Here is a 16,925-nt window from a genome sequence, read left to right on the forward strand (position 1 = left end):
CTCAATACCCCACAAATTTCAACACAATCACAACCGCGGGGTGGAGCAGCCCGGTAGCTCGTCAGGCTCATAACCTGAAGGCCGCAGGTTCAAATCCTGCCCCCGCAACCAAATATAAGTCCTCGATCGGACACGATAAACCCGCCCTCATCAGGCGGGTTTTTTTGTGCCTGAAACGCGGCGCAGGATGCACATAAGGCTAGTTTGTCAGATACTTATGCATGTCCCGACCTTCGAAAGAGGGCCGGGTGGTCTCGCGGGGCTTATTTCGCAACAAGGCAGATAAAGAGATAAAACCGTCACCTGCCGGTGTGAAAACGTCATATCGTTATGGCGTTATCTTTATCCGGTAATGAACGCCAGGATATCGGCATTGATGATGTCGGCATGTGTTGTGTGCATGCCGTGCGGATAACCAGAATAAATCTTCAATGTGCTATTCTGAAGCAACCTATCCTGAAGAATAGCCGCGTTTTTGTAAGGCACGACCTGATCATCATCGCCTTGCAGCACAAGCACAGGAACAGTGATGGTCTTTAGGTCTTCGGTTTGGTCGGTTTCAGAGAAGGCCTTGATCCCTTCATAATGGGCTTTTGCACTCCCCATCATGCCCTGACGCCACCAGTTGCGGATCGTCCCTTCTGAAACGTCCGCTCCGGGACGGTTGAAACCGTAAAACGGGCCGCTCGCGATATCCAGAAAGAACTGCGCGCGGTTGGCCGCCAGGCCGGCACGTAGTTTATCCAGCACTTTGATCGGTGCGCCTTCCGGACTGCGATCCGTCTGGACCATCAAAGGCGGCACTGAACTAATGAGCACGGTTTTGGCAACACGTCCCTGAGGCTGACCATATTTCGCGATATAGCGGGCAACTTGTCCGCCGCCTGTTGAATGCCCGATATGGATGGCATTTTTCAGATTGAGATGTTCGACAACCGCCGATGCATCAGCCGCGTAATGGTCCATGTCATGACCGTCACTCACCTGTGCCGAACGTCCATGACCGCGGCGGTCATGCGCAATGACGCGAAATCCCTTGCTCAGGAAAAACAGCATCTGCGTGTCCCAGTCATCGGCGCTGAGTGGCCAGCCATGATGGAAGACGATCGGCTGGTCATCCTTCGAGCCCCAGTCCTTGTAAAAAATCTCTACGCCATCGGATGTCATGACGAATGACATGATACTTCTCCTGAGCATTCAGAACTGATAGTGCTCAGACGCTAACGTTGAACATAAGTTCAACGTCAAGATGAATTTGTAACAGAAGACAGATGATGAAGATTGGAGAACTGGCCCAGCAAACCGGTCTTACAACGTCCAAAATCCGGTTTTATGAGCGCATCGGACTGCTGAAAACGGTTGATCGTCGTTCCAACGGATACCGAACCTATCCGGCACAGGCCGTGCTGATTTTGGGAATCATCACAACGGCGCAGCGGGCCGGATTTACGCTGGATGAAATCCGTACCCTGCTGCCCTCTGATCTGCAGCACTGGGACCATGATGCCCTTATGGACGCACTCACACGCAAGATTGCGGATATTGAGGCGCTGCAAGCGCGCTTGGCCCAGAGCAAAGCACACCTCCTTCGTCTGGTTCAGGACATTCAGGCACGTCCCGACGACATGGATTGTGCGGCCAATGCCCGGCGTGTCCTGGCGAATGTGCTTACGGAGTCTTCCGAAAATTCGAATATCACGCCTGATGATGTGCGCCTGCTAGACAGAACGGATCGTCGTCTCTCTGTGAGCGCGAGCAACAACAAAAAACCTACCTCCCGTTAAAGCCCTTCTAGCAGAGACACGACTTTTCTTGCGGTTGCCCTGGCGGAAAAAGGGTTCTGGCCCGTCACCAGTTTTCCATCTGCCACCACATGGGAGAGAAACGGCAAAAGAGCTTTTTCGTAAAGCGCGCCCCGTTCTTTCATTTCAGCTTCCGCGTTGTAGGGGATTTCTCCAGATACGCCTGCCAGCTTTTCTTCGGTCCACGAAAATCCGGTGATTTTGTGCCCGGACACCAGAAAAGAACCGTCTGCAAGCCGGGTGTTCAAAAGCCCGCAATATCCATGGCAGACAGCGGAAACAATACCGCCCTTTTCCCATAATGCGCGTGTCATGGCTTGAAGGCTTTCACTATTCGGAAAGTCCCACATCACGCCATGACCGCCGGTAAAGTAGATTGCATCATAATCCTGCGGATTGATGTCTGCGGGGCAGGCTGTTGCAGATAGCAGGGCCATCTTTGCCGGATCGGCCAGCCATGCTTTGGAGGAGGCATCGCGCATTGGCCATTTCAACGCACGCGGGTCAAGCGGAACCTTGCCCCCCTTAGGGCTGACAATGCGCTGTTCATAACCTTTGGCGGCAAACATGTCCCAGGCATGCGTGAGTTCCGATAGCCATAATCCGGTCGGGTGCATCGGATTGTCAAAATGCGCGATGTTGGTGGCAACGTGAAGGATGTGACGGCTCATGGCTGGCCCCTTTTATGCAGCAGGGTAGTTGGACGACCGTTTTGTAACGTTCAAGTCCGGTTGAAGGTCAATCTGTCGTTTGACATTAAACCTGGCTTTAACGTTAGCGTTGTAAGGACAAATCTATCCGACGTTATGGAAGCAACCCCACATGCAGACAATTCTGGGCGCAAATGGCCAGATCGCTACGGAACTGGCGCGGACATTGCATCAGCGTCATACGGGTGCCCTGCGGCTCGTGAGCCGCAATCCCCGCAAGGTTAACGAAGACGATACTCTCATGGCTGCAAACCTGCTGGATGCAGTGCAGACAACAGGGGCGGTGAAAGGCAGTCGGATCGTGTATTTCACAGCCGGTCTGCCTCCAGATAGCACGCTTTGGGAAGAGCAGTTTCCGGTTATGCTGAAAAACGTCTTGCAGGCTTGCCGGTCGGCGCGTGCCAGTTTTGCCTATTTCGATAATACTTACATGTATCCGCAGAACAATCAGATCCAGACGGAGGAAACGCGCTTCGCTCCGGTTGGCCGGAAAGGGCGGGTGCGTGCCGCAATGGCCTCCATGGTGCTGGAAGAAATGGCGCGGGGAGACATTCCCGTGCTGATCGCTCGTGCACCCGAATTTTACGGTCCGGGGAAAACGCAGAGCTTCACCAACACCCTGATTATTGACAGGCTGAAAGCAGGCAAAAGACCTCTGGTTCCTATCCGTGACGATACACGCCGGACCCTTATTTGGACGCCGGATGCGAGCCGCGGGCTGGCAACGCTGGGCAATACGCCGGATGCTTATGGCCAGACTTGGCACCTGCCGTGTTGTGATGATCGGCCGACCTATAAAACATTCGTTACCATGGCGGGCAGGATTTTTGGACGCACGCCTTCCTATTCGGTCATAGGCAAATGGCCACTGATTATTGCAGGCATTTTCTCAAAAAAGGTGCGGGAGATCAGGGAGCTGTTGCCTCGCTACGAGCAGGACAATATCTTCGACTCAACGAAATTCAAACGCCGTTTCCCCGAGTTTTCGGTCACGACATATCAGGAGGGGCTGGAACTGATCAGAAAGGAATGGAAAGCGGGATGATGCTTTCCGGTTTCCTTATCTCCTTATCGCATCAAGGAGGGAACTTTACTAATACTTGTCGAGAAACACGGAAAAGGGTTTCTCTTAACCAGCGATGTACGGGGTCCATGTCACGGCGTGGATGCCACGCTTGAAAAGCTTCCACGGATGGAAGTGAGAGCGGAAATTCAAAAGATGTCAGCCCAAGGGCTTCTTGAGAGATATGATCAATCACAATGCCTGGTAAAGGCAGAATGAGATCTGTATTTTTCATACTTTCTATCATTGCATGGTAATTGGGCACGACCATTGCAATTCTACGTGTCAGCCCATGTTGATTGCGCAGCATCCAATCAATCGGGCCTTGTGCGCGCCCTCTGCGTGAAACACTGATATAATCGTAACGTACCATGCTTTCCGGTGTGATGGGCTCTGCCAGAATTGGGTGCCCTTTACGTACAAGGCCCCGCATATAGTCTCGGAAAATGGTTTGGCGGCGTATTTCGGGCTTCATCATTTCCGTTGCGCCGATGTACAAATCTACACTGCCATCACGCAGCGGGACAGATGCAGCCGCATCGAGTTCGGGAGCCCAGATCACTTCACACCGAGGGCAATCCTTTTTCAGGGCTTCCAAGAGTGGAAGAGCCAGCGCTGCTACAACCAGATCATTAGCCCGAAGGGTAAAGGTAGGCGCCATGTTTGCCAGATTGGCAAGTGCGCGTGTTTCTATAAGGCTATCTGCGGCAACAACAACATTCTGTACCCGATTGAGTATGCCAGCAGCAAAGGCCGATGGGGTCATGCGTCGGCCAGATTGCACAAGAATGGGGTCAGCAAATGCTTTGCGTAATTTAGCAAGCTGACGGCTCATAGCCGGTTCGCTGATTTTTAGCCGACGTGCGGCAAGAGAGACGCTTTCTTCTTCGATAAGCACCTGAAGGTAGCGGAGTAGGTCGAGATCATAACCTTTCATCCTTCCAGAAATAGATGTTGATTTATGGAATGACTAGAGTTTTCTATTCCGAAAATCGAATTCGTCACTTATCAGAAATAGGGGTTGTCGAAGGCGCAACGGACCGTTTGAAGTGCGCTTATGACCAACGCTGCTCCTGCACAAGGGGTTGGTGCACCGGTTATTCATGCCGCGCCACCACGCCCTTCTTATATTCCCCCCTTTGGCCTACGCACTGTTGTTGGCTGTTTGGGTATGCTGCTGGCCGTGCATGTTGCAGGATTTAATGAGCATGTGACCGAGATCGGTCTTTCCGATATTCGGGGCGCCATGCACATTGGCCACGATGAGGGCACGTGGGTTATTGCGATTTATGAGGCGTTCAATATTGCAGCCATGGCGTTTACGCCGTGGTTTTATATGACGTTCTCGATCTATCGCTTTTCCATTTTCATGACAGCAGCTTTGGCACTGCTTTCCATTCCAGCGCCCTTTATGCCGGATGTGACTTCACTTTGCATTCTGCGTGCTTTTCAAGGGTTAACGGCAGGGTGTTTGCCGCCCGTGCTTATGACTGTGATGCTGAAATACCTCCCTCCAGAAATTCGGGTATTTGGCATTGGCGGGTACGCCATGAGCGCTACTTTTGGGCCTAATCTGGGTTTGCCGCTGGAAGCATTCTGGTTCGAACGTATGGGCTGGCATTGGCTGTATTGGGAAATTATTCCAACAGCAGCGTTGGCCATTGCGATGATGGCCTATGGCTTGCCGAAAGACCCAATGCATTTTGAGAGATTTGAAAAGTTTAACTGGCTTGGATTGCTGGTAGGGCTGCCGGCAATTTGTTCCTTGGTGATCGTATTGTATCAGGGGGATAGGCTGGATTGGTTCCGTTCCCCCGTGATTACGGATCTAACATTCTGGGGTGGGGCAGCCTTTATTGTCTTTGTAATTAACGAGGCGTTTCATCCCAGCCCTTATTTTCGTATTCAGTACTGGCGATCCCGTAATATTCAGGCGTCTTTGCTCTCATTGGTGGGTATTCTCGCCATCTGTGCGATTATGGGGGATATTCCTGCAACCTATCTATCTGCTGTGCGTGGGTATCGGCCTATTCAAACAGCTCCGGTATCACTGGTTGTTGCGTTGCCGCAGCTTATCATGCTGCCGTTGATTGCCGCTTTTTGTAACAGTCGTAAGGTTGATTGCCGCTTTGTACTGGCGGGCGGCATGTTGTGTCTGGCCGCTTCTGCATGGTTGGGCACATGGCTGACGGTGGATTGGGTGCGGGATAATTTTTACCCGCTGCAAATTCTCCAGGTTTTTGGACAACCCATGACGGTTATTCCCACCCTCATGCTGGCAACCCTTGCTATGGGGCCTGCCGATGGTCCGTTTATTTCTGGCATGGTCAATATGCTTAAAGGGCTGGCCAATGCAGTGGCCTATGCGCTGTTTGCTGCTTTAACCCGTAGGCGAGAGCAATATCATTCCACCATGTTGCTCGATCATCATGGCACGCATGGTTTAGCCCTGCAGGGTATGGGTAACCCCATCACGCAGCAGCTTTCGGTTACATCGCCAGATAGTGTGCATGTTGCCCGTAATTCCCTTCAGGTTTTCCATACCTATGTGCATGAGCAAGCGCTCGTTCTGGCGCTGAACGATATCTATTATGTGCTGATATGGGTCTGCCTTGGGTACGCTTGCATGAACCTTATTCTGCCGCGCCGGGTGTATCCGCCGCGCGCGCCTTCTCCCAACACTCCAGCCCGCTAATCCGGAATACAGATTATGATCTACAAAAAACCGCTGCTTTATGCTGGCTGTGCCGCTGCTGTGCTTGCCCTTGTTGCATGGGGTGGTTCGCGGCTGATCAATGGTGATGGTGTGAACCAATATACCAATGATGCCTACGTAACAGCAGATTTTCCCACGGTTGCGCCCAAGGTTTCAGGCCGTATTGATCGGGTTATTGCACAGGATAACCAGCTTGTGCATGCGGGTGAGGAACTGGCCCATATTGAGGATGATGATTACCGTGCAGCCTTGGAGGTAGCAAAAGGCAATGTGCTAGCCGCCCAAGGCGATGTTGCCAATTTGGAAGCCGAGCTTGGTCGGCAGGATGCCGTTATTGCGCAAGCACGTGCAGCCGTCTTGGCAGATCAGGCCGCATTGATGTTTGCCCGGCAGAACGCAACCCGGTATCGCAATCTTTCCTCTGGTGGTGCGGGCACGATTGAACAAAAGCAATCATCGGAAGCGCAGGAAAAAGAAGCAGCGGCAGCCATAGCACGAGACCAAGCTGGGGTGGATGCCGCCATTCGGCAGGTTGCAGTTTTAAAAGCCCAGCTTCAGCGTGCACGTGGTGTTTTATTGCGCATGCAGGGGGATGAAAAACAGGCAGAACTGAACCTGTCTTACTGCTCCATTCCTGCTCCAATGGATGGGGTAGTGGGTGAGCGTGGTGTGCGTATCGGGAATTATGTGCACCCCGGCACGGGTATTTTGGCTGTTGTACCTGTTCATGAAGCCTATGTGCTGGCTAACTTTCAGGAAACACAGCTTACAAAAGTGCAAACCGGCCAGAGTGCGACTGTTTGGGTAGATACATTTCCCGGTCATCCCCTCAAGGCGCATGTGGATTCATTGGCGCCTGCCACCGGTGTCGCTTTTGCACCTATTCAGCCAGATAATGCGACGGGTAACTTTACCAAGGTGGTGCAGCGTATTCCCGTTAAGCTTACGTTTGATCCAGACCAGCCGCTTGCGGCAAAGGTGCGTGTTGGCATGTCTGTTGAAGTGAATATTGATACGGCTTCCAAGCCAGAAGGCCCGCACGCCAATAACTCACGTTATATCTGGCAGTAGTTTCATGAAGCGTCTTTTCTTTTCCGGCTTATCCGTGCTGGTGCTTTCTGGTTGCACTGTTGGGCCGAATTATCACAAGCCGCAGGTTAAAGCGCCAGCAGATTGGCGCACAACCCAACCGCCAGCAGAAAGCCAGATTACAACGGCTTCAACAGATCCGCAGTGGTGGACACTGTTTCATGATCCAGTGCTGACTAAGCTGGAAAATGAGGTTGCAGCGTCCAATCTGGATCTTAAAGCGGCGAGCCTGCGTTTGATGCAAAGCCAGGCAGAACGGCGGATTGCCAGTGCTGCACAGTTTCCTCATGCAGAAGCCAATGCATCTTATGGGCGTGAACGGGCCAGCACCAATGGTGTTCTGGGTTTGCTGGGCACCATGGAGCGTGAACAGGCGGGGTCTATTGCATCTGGCTCTCAAGGATTTGGGCCTACAGCATTGCCCGGAAGTGTGGGGAATCCCTCATTCAACTTGCCTCAATACGGTATGAACGCATCGTGGGAAGTGGATTTTTGGGGGCACGTGCGGCGGCAGGTGGAAGCCGCTACAGCAGCCATGCACGAAACGGAGGAAATGCGACGAGATATTCTGGTATCTCTTATGGCAGAAACAGCGCAGGATTATATTGATTTACGTGCAACACAAACGCAGATTGGCATTTTGCAGCATAATATTCAGGTTGCAAAAGATAGTGTAAAACTCACCACATTGCGGTTCGAGCAAGGGGCCGCAACACGTTTGGATGTGGCAGAAGCTACAGGCCAGCTTCATACATTTGAGGCACGCTTACCGCCTTTGCAAGCGCAAGCAACGCATATGCTAAATGCCTTGAGCTTTCTGGTTGCGCGCGAACCAGGGGCGTTGGATGCAGAACTTGGGGCGCCAGGCCCAATCCCTCTGGTGCCTACCTTGGTGCCGGTGGGCTTGCCATCTGAACTGGCAGAGCGCCGGCCAGATATTCGTATGGCGGCAGATCATTTGCATGCTGCCACGGCCAGTATTGGTGTAGCCATTGCAGATTTTTTTCCGCGCGTCACACTATCTGGCAGTTTGGATGTGCAGGCCCTTCAGTTTAGTGGTTTGGGCTCATGGGCATCACGGCAGTATGGTTTTGGCCCTACCGCAACGCTACCTTTGTTTGAAGGTGGAAGGCTAACAGGCCAGCTGCATTTGCGTAAGGCGCAGCAGAAAGAAGCAGCAACCATGTTCCAGCGCACGGTTTTAAAGGCGTGGCAGGAAATTGATGATGCCATGGCCGATTTTACGGCTGCTCAGCGGCGGCGTGATGAATTGGCTGAAGCCGTGCATGAAAACGAAATTGCAGTGGATACAGCCAAGGCCCAATATGTGCAGGGTTCATCCGACTTTTTAAATGTGCTGACATTGCAGAATGCGCTTTTGTCTTCTCAAAGCGCATTGGCAGATGCCACGGCGCGCGTGGCAGGGTCTGTCACGCACCTTTACCGTGCAGTTGGTGGCGGCTGGGAAGGTATTTACCCAGAAAAAACGAAAGCAAAAAAACATGTGTGAGATTAGCGCATGATAACAATCAGACGTGCGGCAACTCTGGGTAACGCACATTCAGATACGCTTATACTACGCTGTCATTTTGCATTCGCTGATTATAAAGATCCAGCATACACGCATGATGGACGCTTACGTGTGCTTAATCTGGGCAAGCTTGCGCCGGCCCAAACATATCATCTGGGGCCTGAAACCAATGTGGATATTCTAACATGGCTCTCCGCAGGAAATCTGATCAGCAATGCAGATGGTTTTGAGCAGGAAAACATTGGGCCCGGAGGGCTGCATCTTTTAAGCACAGGCACAGGGTGCAAAAGGCTAGAATGGAGTGCCGGTCTAGCTGGCGCTGCGTTTATTCAGTTCTGGTTTATGGCGGATGTAGAAGGCGTGCCGCCTGCGCAAGAAATTCGTGCAAGTTTTCCCCAATTGGAAGACGGTGGTTTTAGAATTCTTGCGTCAGGCTTTCCAGAAGATGACCCAGAAGAAGAAGGTCAGATTACAGATGGTGCCCCTGTTGCTTTAACTGCGCGTGCACGCTTGTTACATGCGGTGATACCCGCGGCGGAGGGCGCGGCTTACAGCACCACGTTAGGGCGTGATCTTTATCTGCTGGTTGTATCTGGCATTGTAACTATAAACGGAAATGTTCTGCATTGTGGTGATGCTGCGGCAATAACGGATCAGCAGGATGTGGTTGTGATTGCGCAGGAAAAAGCAGAGCTTCTTTTAGCCGATGTGTCGGCTAAGTAAATATAAATGAACTCAAGTATCCGTATCATGATAATTGAGTTCATTTGTGTAACACCATACGTCCACCCTTGGTTAAGGAGATAGGCGTATGGCTGTGGAAAAATTTATAACAGCTCCAACACAACATTCGCCGGACGACAGGCTTTTGCACCTTTGGGTGTGACCACAACAGGACGATTGAGAAGTTTGGGGTATTCTGCAATGGCATCAAGAATCTGATCATCGCTGATGTCGGGTGCATCAAGCCCCAGTTCCTTACATAATGCTTCCTTGCTGCGCAAAATGTCGCGTGCGCTCAACTTTCCTTTGGCCAGAATGTTTTCCAATTCCGCACGAGTTGGGGGCGCCTTCAGATAAAGGATAATTTCCGGTTCAATTCCCGCATCTCGAATAAGGCCCAGAACTGTGCGTGAAGTGCCGCAGGAAGGATTGTGGTAGAGAGTAACTGACATAGGTGCATCCTAAAGAGTGAGGCCTCAATTATGATATTTGAGGGTATCATGGCACGCAAATAGAATGGGATGGAGAGAGTATGTCGCCCTTGTTAGGCATAAAAAATTGGCTCGGCCAACGGATAACCAAAAAATCCGGGTCATGGTCGGATATGCTGGCAGGGCTTTCTTTGGCCTCCATGAACATTCCACAGGTTCTGGGGTATGCCCGTATTGCTGAAATGCCTGCTGTGTGCGGGCTATATACAGTGTTGTTCCCGTTGGTGGCGTTTGCCCTGTTTGGGTCCTCACGCCATCTGGTAGTGGCGGCAGATTCCGCTACGGCTGCCATCTTTTCCAGTGGCCTGTCAGAAATAGTTTCCCCCGGCAGCGCTAGATACATGGAGCTGGTTAGCGCAGTTGCTCTCCTTAATGCAGGATTTTTATTGGTTGCCCGCTTATTTCGGTTGGGGTTTTTGGCGGATTTTCTGTCTCGCACTGTGCTGGTGGGCTTTTTGGCAGGCGTGGGTGTACAAGTGGGCTTAAGCATGTTGTATGACATGACAGGCCTGGTCTCATCCTCTCACAATACACTGGTCCAGGCGATAGGGCTGTTCCAAGGTTTCGGGCAGATGCAAGGGTTAAGCATGGCCATTGCCAGCTTGAGCTGTGTTGTGCTGTTGGCAGGAGCAAGGCAGAAGCCTCATTGGCCAGTGGGCTTGTGTGTTGTGGTTATCAGTATTTTTTGTAGCTGGAAGTTAGACTTACAACATTACGATGTTGCCATTCTGGGCAGCATACGTGGTGGTTTGCCTGCGTTTTCCATACCTCTGCCCGGCTGGCATGATATACTGGCTCTGCTACCCATTTCGGCGTCCTGTGTTTTTGTTATTATTGCGCAAAGTGCTGCAACTTCACGTGCTTTTGCAAACATGTTTCATGAACATGTTGATGAAAATGCAGATATTGTGGGCCTGTGTGCTGCCAATGCTGCGGCTGCCTTAACAGGCACGTTTACGGTAAATGGCAGCCCCACGCAAACAGCTATGGCTGTGCAGGCAGGCGCAAGATCACAAAAAGCACAGCTTGTTTTTGCCGCTGTAACAGCCTGTGTGCTTTTGTTTTTTCCTGCACCGTTGCAGTATCTTCCCCGTTGTGTGCTCGGTGCCATTGTGTTTTGTGTGGCCGTGCGAATGATAGATATTCAGGCGCTTAATGGCATTCGCAATGAAAGCCCCGGAGAATTTCGTTTAGCACTGGTAACAGCCGCTACGGTTGTAAGTGTAGGGGTAGAACAGGGTATCTTTATTGCTATTGCGCTTTCTTTATTTCGGCACGTTCGGCATAGCTATATGCCACATACGTTGATAATGGCCCCAGAAGCCACGACAGGAATGTTAGAAGCAGAAGCGGTGGCACCCGGAGAGCAAAGTATGCCGGGTATTATCATTTATCGGTTTTGTGCAGATTTATTTTATGCAAATTGCAATTTGTTTACGGATGATATCATGACGCTGATTTCATCCGCGCCGGATCCGGTAAAATGTGTTGTGGTAGATTGCAGTGCAATTACCGATATTGATTATTCAGCAGCGCAAGTTGTGCGGGATGTTTTGCAAAGGCTACATGCACGTGGGATTACCGTGTTGTTTGGTCGTGTTGCGCCATTTTTTCTAAAAGATATGGAGCGCCACCATATTATCGCAGTGCTTGGAAAGGATAATATTTACATGCAGCTTCACACAGCGTTGGCGAGTGCTCGTAAGCTGTGTGGTAGCACGCAAGCTTTATAATTTTTGTACACTTTGCCAGATCATGTAAACTGCCACGATAAAAATAATGCAGGCAAAAAGTGTTGTAAGATGACTAGAAGATTTTGCCATGCGGCGGGCTGTGCGGGTGCCAAACAGGCAACCAATGGCCCCACCTAAAATGAAAAGAGCCGCCAACTGCCAATCAATATAGCCGGACAGCATGTAGCTTAAAGCAGTGCTAAACCCAAAAGCGGAAACGGCAACCAGAGACGTGCCAACTGCATTGAGAATAGGCATGCCGGTAGATGCAATAAGGCCGGGCACAATTAGAAAACCGCCACCAATGCCAAAAAAGCCGGAAAGCAGGCCCGTGCCAAGGCCGTAGCCCATAACTTTGGGGGCATTATGTCTATTACAGCTTGCCCCCGGACAACCAACGTTGTGCCGCCCGCGGAGCATAAGAATACCCACCCCAATCATTAACAGGGCAAAAAACAAAAGGAGCTTTTTGCCATCAACTGTTTTGCCAATAGCGGCCCCAATAAATGCCCCCGCCACCCCACACGATGCAAAGATACCTGCGCAGCGCCATTTGACCGTATGGTTACGTGCATGTTGTGCCAGCCCCACCAATGCGTTGATAGCTACAGCCAATGCACTGGTGCCAATAGCCACATGAGGGTTTTTTACACCTACCAGATACACCATAAGCGGTACTGCCAGAATGGACCCCCCGCCACCAATTAATCCCAAAGTAAAACCGACCAGTACGCCAGACATAAGTTCTAGCAGGAGATGGGGAACAGATAAGGAAAGCATATGGGGTATCCAGAAAGGTCAGTAAATTTTAGAGCTTGTTGATGGGGATCTTGATGTAACTTGTGCCGTTATCTTCGGGCTCTGGCATATGCCCCCCACGGATATTGATCTGTACGGAAGGCATAATCAGGTTGGGTAGGGCAAGTGTTGCATCTCGTGATGTGCGCATATTTACAAACTCATCCTCACTTACGCCTTCATGTACATGCACATTATGCGCGCGCTCTGCACCTACAGTGGTTTCCCACGCATAGGTATCACGGTGTGGAGCCTTGTAATCGTGGCAGAGGAAAAGGCGCGTTTCCGCTGGTAAGGTGAGAAGGCGGCGGATAGAGCGATACAGCATCCGGGCATCTCCACCGGGGAAGTCTGCACGGGCAGTGCCATAATCTGGCATGAACAGTGTATCGCCAATAAAGGCTGCATCACCGATAATAAAAGCCATATCTGCGGGGGTATGGCCTGGCACGTGTAATGCTATGGCGTTCAGGTTGCCCAGCTTGAACTGTTCGCCATCTGTAAAAAGATGATCAAACTGAGATCCATCACGCGCAAATCTGGTATCGGCATTAAAGATTTTGCCAAAAACTTCCTGCACCTGCACAATGTTGGCACCAATACCCAGCTTGCCCCCCAGTTGCTCCTGCAACCATGGTGCGGCGGAAAGATGATCAGCATGCGCATGTGTTTCTAGTTGCCATGCAACCTGCAATTTTTCAGCGCGCACATAATCGACAATTTTTTGGGCAGAATCGTATTTAATACGGCCAGAAGCCTGATCATAATCCAGCACGCTATCAATAACGGCGGCCGTTAGAGTTTGTGGGTCATGCACCACATGGCTGGCTGTGAAGGTTTTTTCATCAAAAAAGGTTTTTACAACAGGCTGTTGTTCGGGGTGCTGCACAGCCATTAAAATCTGCTGGGTGGCTGTGGCGATAGCTGGATCTGACATAAGGGAAACTCCCAACAGTTTATTATTTTAAGTAAACATGAATATACACTTTAATTAAGAATGAAAGCATCTTGCGTCAAGTGAAAGAATGCGCGTAAACACTGCTGCTATGAATGACCGCATCATAGATACCAGTCAGTTGGAGCCGGTAGTGGCCGCACCCAGAATTGGAGACATGGCTCCAGATTTTATGGCGCGGACAACCCAAGGCATGCTTACGTTAAGTGCTTTGCGTGGGCAGTGGGTGCTGCTGTTTTCGCATCCAGCAGATTTTACACCAGTTTGCACAAGTGAATTTATTGCGTTTGCACAGGCTGCTGCGCAATTTGCAGCTATGAACTGTGCATTGGTAGGCCTTTCCGTAGATAGCCTGCCCGCCCATCTTGCATGGATTGAAGCCATACGGGAGAGGTTTGACGTTCGGATTCCTTTCCCGGTGGTAGAAGATCCATCCATGGCCATTGCACGTGCGTATGGTATGCTGGATGCAACAGCCCGGAATAGCGCAACCGTGCGCAGTGTGTACATGATTGACCCGCAAGGTATTGTGCGGGCCACAACATGCTACCCCATGACTGTTGGCCGATCTGTGGCGGAATTACTACGTTTGCTTGCTGCCCTTCAACGGGTGGATGAGGGCGATGTTCTCACCCCCGAAGGTTGGACACCCGGAGGGAATGTGGTGCTGCCTACGGCGCAAACCCAAGATGCTGTTATGCAGGCAGGGCCATCGTGGTTTATGTGTTTAAAGCCTGATCAGGGGCCGTAAGCTCATGGTGGAAATGTCTTTAGACGAAGCAAAACAGTTGGTGGAGCAACTCAAGCTGTTTGCTCAGCCGCAGCGCCTCATGATTCTGGATGCACTTTTGCAGCACGGGGCGCTGGCAGTGGGGGAGCTGGAAAGCAAAACCGGGATTGGGCAGCCGACTCTCAGCCAGCAGTTAGGCACGTTAAGGCGTTCTAACCTCATTGTACCACGTCGCGAATCGCGCACGATTTACTACAGCTTGCAGAGTGAAGATGAAGCCTTGCGGGTAAGGATTTTGATTGGTCTTTTAAAAGGTGACAAAGGCCTGCTATCTGCCACGCACGAGATTGCTGATAAACTCGGAACAAAATCTACCAAAAGGAAAGATCAAATCCTTCGGGAAGAAGGCGCACAGTTTGCCTTTGTGCAGACAACACAGCCTCAGCGCCGCTTCTAAAGCCGAAAAATTATATGGATTCTCATAAGCACCGTTGCAAATGGGCATGTGGGAACATGATTTTGCGCGCTTACCATGATGCTGAATGGGGTGTGCCCATTAAGGATGCGCGCACCTTATGGGAAATGCTGGTGCTGGAAAGTTTTCAGGCCGGGCTTTCATGGAATACGGTGCTGCAGAAGCGTGAAAATTTTCGGAGGGCTTTTGCTGGGTTTGATCCAGAAAAAGTAGCGCAGTTTACAGAGCAAGATGTGCAAAGGCTGATGCAGGATGCCGGAATTATTCGCGCACGTTTAAAAATAGAAGCGACTGTTAAAAATGCTCATGCCTATTTGCAGATGCAGGCAAAAGGAGAGGATTTTGCAGGTTTTGCGTGGGATGTGGCGCAGCAAAATTCTGTAAAGACGAAACAGCCTCATACGCTTGCGCAAACGCACGCTTCACAGGTTCTTTCCAAGGAATTGAAGAAACGCGGTTTTTGCTTTGTTGGCCCGGTTATTGTTTATGCATGGATGCAAGCCGCAGGCATGGTAAACGGACATGAACCAGACTGCTTTCGGTATTACGCCTGCGATTGATTCGATAAGCCACGCGAAATGGTTGTTCTCAGGCGTGTTGCAGAAAGCAAAATTATGACTGAGGCTGAGCATGGCAAAAAATGTAATTCAACAACGTGTTGAATGGGCGAGAGAAGGGAAGTTCCCTCAGGTTATTGGGCGCATGCCTTCGGGTTGGCTTATTGTTGCAGATACACAACCAGTACAAGGTTATTGCCAGCTTCTGTCAGACCCGATTGTACCGAGCCTGAATGATCTGCACGGGCAGGAGCGTATGCAATATTTGGCAGATTGCGTAACGGTAGGTGATGCCCTGTTAAAGGCAACAAGTGCCGCCAGAATTAATTATGAAACATGGTGTAATCAGGAACCCTCTCTCCATACCCATATTGTGCCGCGTTACTTAACAGAAGCAGACGCCGTAAAAACCAAGCCTGTTTGTGTGGGTTATGCGGGTGTTTTTGCGCGCACGTTTGATTTGGAGCAGGATGCGGCTTTTATGGAAGAAATGCGGAAACTTTTGAATATCCAACCATAGAAAAAGTTGGTTTGCTCAAGGGAGAGGTTATGAGCGCAACAATAACGATATACGGAATTAAATCCTGCGATACGATGCGTAAAGCCATGAAATGGCTAGAGGCGCATAGTGTGGCGTATAGTTTCCATGATTATAAAAAACAGGGAATAGATACAGCAACACTCAAACAGTGGGTGCAAAATGTTGGGTGGGAAAAGCTGTTGAATAAAGCTGGCACCACGTTTCGTAAATTGCCTGATTCTGAAAAAGAAAATATTGATGAATCACGCGCATTAGCACTTATGGTTGCTTATCCATCCCTTATAAAAAGGCCCGTTTTAGACCGGGAAGGGGAAATTACGGTTGGCTTTAAGCCAGAAGTTTATGCGGATTTATTTGCTGCAAATTAAATGGCAGGGTGACTATGGGGCGCTTATACGCCCCATAGCCTTTGATCAGTAATTATTCCTGATCAGGAGCCGCTGCAGAGTTCAGCTGGATATAGCGTTCGATGCCAATCTGCTTGATCAGATCAAACTGACGATCCAGGAAGTCTTCGTGTTCTTCTTCGTTTTCAAGGATCTTTAGCAGCAGATCACGGGAAACAAAGTCACGCACGCTTTCGCAATAGGCAATGCCTTCGCGCAGATCACCCAGAGCTTTTTCTTCCAGCTTCAGGTCGCATTCCAGAATTTCCTTCACGTCCTGACCAATCAGGATGGTGTTCAGGCGCTGGACGTTGGGCAGCCCACCCAGATACAGAATGCGTTCAATCAGCCAGTCAGCATGACGCATTTCTTCAATGGATTCTTCGTACTCTTTTTTACCCAGCAGGGTAACGCCCCAGTGGCGCAGTGTGCGTGCGTGCAGGAAGTACTGGTTGATAGCTGTCAGCTCATTTGTAAGCTGAACGTTCAGATGTTCGATAACTTTAGGATCTTTTACCATGATACGATTTCCAGATTTTGGTGGAGTTTGTGAAGTCTTTTTACGGATATTTTTGGCATAATGCAAACAGAAAATCGTTAAATATCAACGAGTTTTAATAAGTAA

At 50.5% G+C, this 16,925-nt stretch carries 19 protein-coding genes and 1 tRNA gene; 13 read left to right on the forward strand and 7 right to left on the reverse strand.

Annotated elements, in window-relative coordinates; all coding sequences use genetic code 11:
- The first annotated feature begins 34 nt into the window (after positions 1-34).
- Positions 35-111 (forward strand) — tRNA-Met (locus ACP7IZ_RS08815).
- A gap of 231 nt (positions 112-342) precedes the next feature.
- Here the strand turns inward: ACP7IZ_RS08815 and ACP7IZ_RS08820 are convergent.
- Positions 343-1,179, reverse strand: coding sequence for an alpha/beta fold hydrolase (locus ACP7IZ_RS08820; RefSeq protein WP_426848760.1), 837 nt, complete (start codon positions 1,177-1,179; stop codon positions 343-345).
- Between the two features lie 92 nt (positions 1,180-1,271).
- Between ACP7IZ_RS08820 and ACP7IZ_RS08825 the strand changes: the two genes are divergently transcribed.
- Positions 1,272-1,784: a MerR family transcriptional regulator gene (locus ACP7IZ_RS08825; protein WP_426848761.1), complete on the forward strand. Its 513-nt coding sequence runs from the start codon at positions 1,272-1,274 to the stop codon at positions 1,782-1,784.
- On the opposite strand, the gene ACP7IZ_RS08830 is transcribed toward ACP7IZ_RS08825, so the two are convergent.
- Complete coding sequence (locus ACP7IZ_RS08830) at positions 1,781-2,473, reverse strand: type 1 glutamine amidotransferase domain-containing protein (RefSeq protein ID WP_426848762.1); 693 nt, start codon at positions 2,471-2,473, stop codon at positions 1,781-1,783. The genes ACP7IZ_RS08825 and ACP7IZ_RS08830 overlap by 4 nt on opposite strands.
- Positions 2,474-2,624: 151 nt before the next feature.
- On the opposite strand from ACP7IZ_RS08830, the gene ACP7IZ_RS08835 reads away from it, so the two are divergent.
- A complete protein-coding gene (locus ACP7IZ_RS08835; protein WP_426848764.1) occupies positions 2,625-3,557 on the forward strand; it encodes an SDR family oxidoreductase in 933 nt (310 codons plus the stop codon).
- Positions 3,558-3,588: 31 nt separating this feature from the next.
- Here the strand turns inward: ACP7IZ_RS08835 and ACP7IZ_RS08840 are convergent, their stop codons facing one another.
- A complete protein-coding gene (locus ACP7IZ_RS08840; protein ID WP_426848765.1) occupies positions 3,589-4,512 on the reverse strand; it encodes a LysR family transcriptional regulator in 924 nt (307 codons plus the stop codon).
- 120 nt (positions 4,513-4,632) lie between these two features.
- Here ACP7IZ_RS08840 and ACP7IZ_RS08845 point away from each other — a divergent pair, with 120 nt between their 5' ends.
- Genes ACP7IZ_RS08845 through ACP7IZ_RS08860 form a run of 4 tightly spaced genes read left to right on the forward strand, consistent with a single transcriptional unit; the run spans position 4,633 to position 9,634 of the window.
- Positions 4,633-6,270 carry an MFS transporter gene (locus ACP7IZ_RS08845; RefSeq protein ID WP_426848766.1) on the forward strand — a complete coding sequence of 546 codons (1,638 nt, stop codon included), beginning with the start codon at positions 4,633-4,635 and terminating at the stop codon, positions 6,268-6,270.
- Between the two features lie 15 nt (positions 6,271-6,285).
- Positions 6,286-7,362 carry an HlyD family secretion protein gene (locus ACP7IZ_RS08850; protein WP_426848768.1) on the forward strand — a complete coding sequence of 359 codons (1,077 nt, stop codon included), beginning with the start codon at positions 6,286-6,288 and terminating at the stop codon, positions 7,360-7,362.
- Positions 7,363-7,366: 4 nt separating this feature from the next.
- Entirely contained in the window at positions 7,367-8,890 is a 1,524-nt protein-coding gene (locus ACP7IZ_RS08855) for an efflux transporter outer membrane subunit (protein ID WP_426848770.1), read from the forward strand.
- A 9-nt stretch (positions 8,891-8,899) separates the two neighbouring features.
- Complete coding sequence (locus ACP7IZ_RS08860; RefSeq protein WP_426848772.1) at positions 8,900-9,634, forward strand: hypothetical protein; 735 nt, start codon at positions 8,900-8,902, stop codon at positions 9,632-9,634.
- Positions 9,635-9,738: 104 nt separating this feature from the next.
- Here ACP7IZ_RS08860 and arsC read toward each other — a convergent pair whose 3' ends face one another.
- Positions 9,739-10,086, reverse strand: coding sequence for an arsenate reductase (glutaredoxin) (arsC, locus tag ACP7IZ_RS08865; RefSeq protein WP_426848773.1), 348 nt, complete (start codon positions 10,084-10,086; stop codon positions 9,739-9,741).
- Positions 10,087-10,166: 80 nt separating this feature from the next.
- Between arsC and ACP7IZ_RS08870 the strand changes: the two genes are divergently transcribed.
- On the forward strand, positions 10,167-11,858 hold the full coding sequence (locus ACP7IZ_RS08870; protein WP_426848775.1) for a SulP family inorganic anion transporter: 1,692 nt from the start codon (positions 10,167-10,169) through the stop codon (positions 11,856-11,858).
- On the opposite strand, the gene ACP7IZ_RS08875 is transcribed toward ACP7IZ_RS08870, so the two are convergent.
- The gene (locus ACP7IZ_RS08875; RefSeq protein ID WP_063354652.1) at positions 11,853-12,638 is read right to left on the reverse strand and encodes a sulfite exporter TauE/SafE family protein; all 786 of its coding nucleotides are present in this window, start codon (positions 12,636-12,638) and stop codon (positions 11,853-11,855) included. The two genes, ACP7IZ_RS08870 and ACP7IZ_RS08875, sit on opposite strands and share 6 nt — an antisense overlap.
- 28 nt (positions 12,639-12,666) lie before the next feature.
- The gene (locus ACP7IZ_RS08880; RefSeq protein WP_426848776.1) at positions 12,667-13,593 is read right to left on the reverse strand and encodes an MBL fold metallo-hydrolase; all 927 of its coding nucleotides are present in this window, start codon (positions 13,591-13,593) and stop codon (positions 12,667-12,669) included.
- An 88-nt stretch (positions 13,594-13,681) separates the two neighbouring features.
- On the opposite strand from ACP7IZ_RS08880, the gene ACP7IZ_RS08885 reads away from it, so the two are divergent.
- The 5 genes from ACP7IZ_RS08885 (at position 13,682) to ACP7IZ_RS08905 (ending at position 16,282) form a co-directional block, all read left to right on the forward strand.
- The gene (locus ACP7IZ_RS08885) at positions 13,682-14,362 is read left to right on the forward strand and encodes a peroxiredoxin (protein ID WP_426848777.1); all 681 of its coding nucleotides are present in this window, start codon (positions 13,682-13,684) and stop codon (positions 14,360-14,362) included.
- A 4-nt stretch (positions 14,363-14,366) separates the two neighbouring features.
- The gene (locus ACP7IZ_RS08890) at positions 14,367-14,798 is read left to right on the forward strand and encodes an ArsR/SmtB family transcription factor (protein ID WP_426848778.1); all 432 of its coding nucleotides are present in this window, start codon (positions 14,367-14,369) and stop codon (positions 14,796-14,798) included.
- A 14-nt stretch (positions 14,799-14,812) separates the two neighbouring features.
- Positions 14,813-15,376, forward strand: a complete 564-nt coding sequence (locus ACP7IZ_RS08895) for a DNA-3-methyladenine glycosylase I (RefSeq protein WP_426848779.1) — start codon at positions 14,813-14,815, stop codon at positions 15,374-15,376.
- A 70-nt stretch (positions 15,377-15,446) separates the two neighbouring features.
- Complete coding sequence (locus tag ACP7IZ_RS08900; protein WP_426848780.1) at positions 15,447-15,893, forward strand: HIT family protein; 447 nt, start codon at positions 15,447-15,449, stop codon at positions 15,891-15,893.
- A gap of 29 nt (positions 15,894-15,922) precedes the next feature.
- Complete coding sequence (locus ACP7IZ_RS08905) at positions 15,923-16,282, forward strand: ArsC family reductase (protein WP_426848781.1); 360 nt, start codon at positions 15,923-15,925, stop codon at positions 16,280-16,282.
- Between the two features lie 52 nt (positions 16,283-16,334).
- Here ACP7IZ_RS08905 and bfr read toward each other — a convergent pair whose 3' ends face one another.
- Positions 16,335-16,823, reverse strand: a complete 489-nt coding sequence (bfr, locus tag ACP7IZ_RS08910; RefSeq protein WP_426848896.1) for a bacterioferritin — start codon at positions 16,821-16,823, stop codon at positions 16,335-16,337.
- Positions 16,824-16,925 lie beyond the last annotated feature (102 nt).

Origin of the sequence: Acetobacter sp. AAB5 (assembly GCF_050106715.1) — a bacterium.
Taxonomy (GTDB): domain Bacteria; phylum Pseudomonadota; class Alphaproteobacteria; order Acetobacterales; family Acetobacteraceae; genus Acetobacter; species Acetobacter oryzifermentans.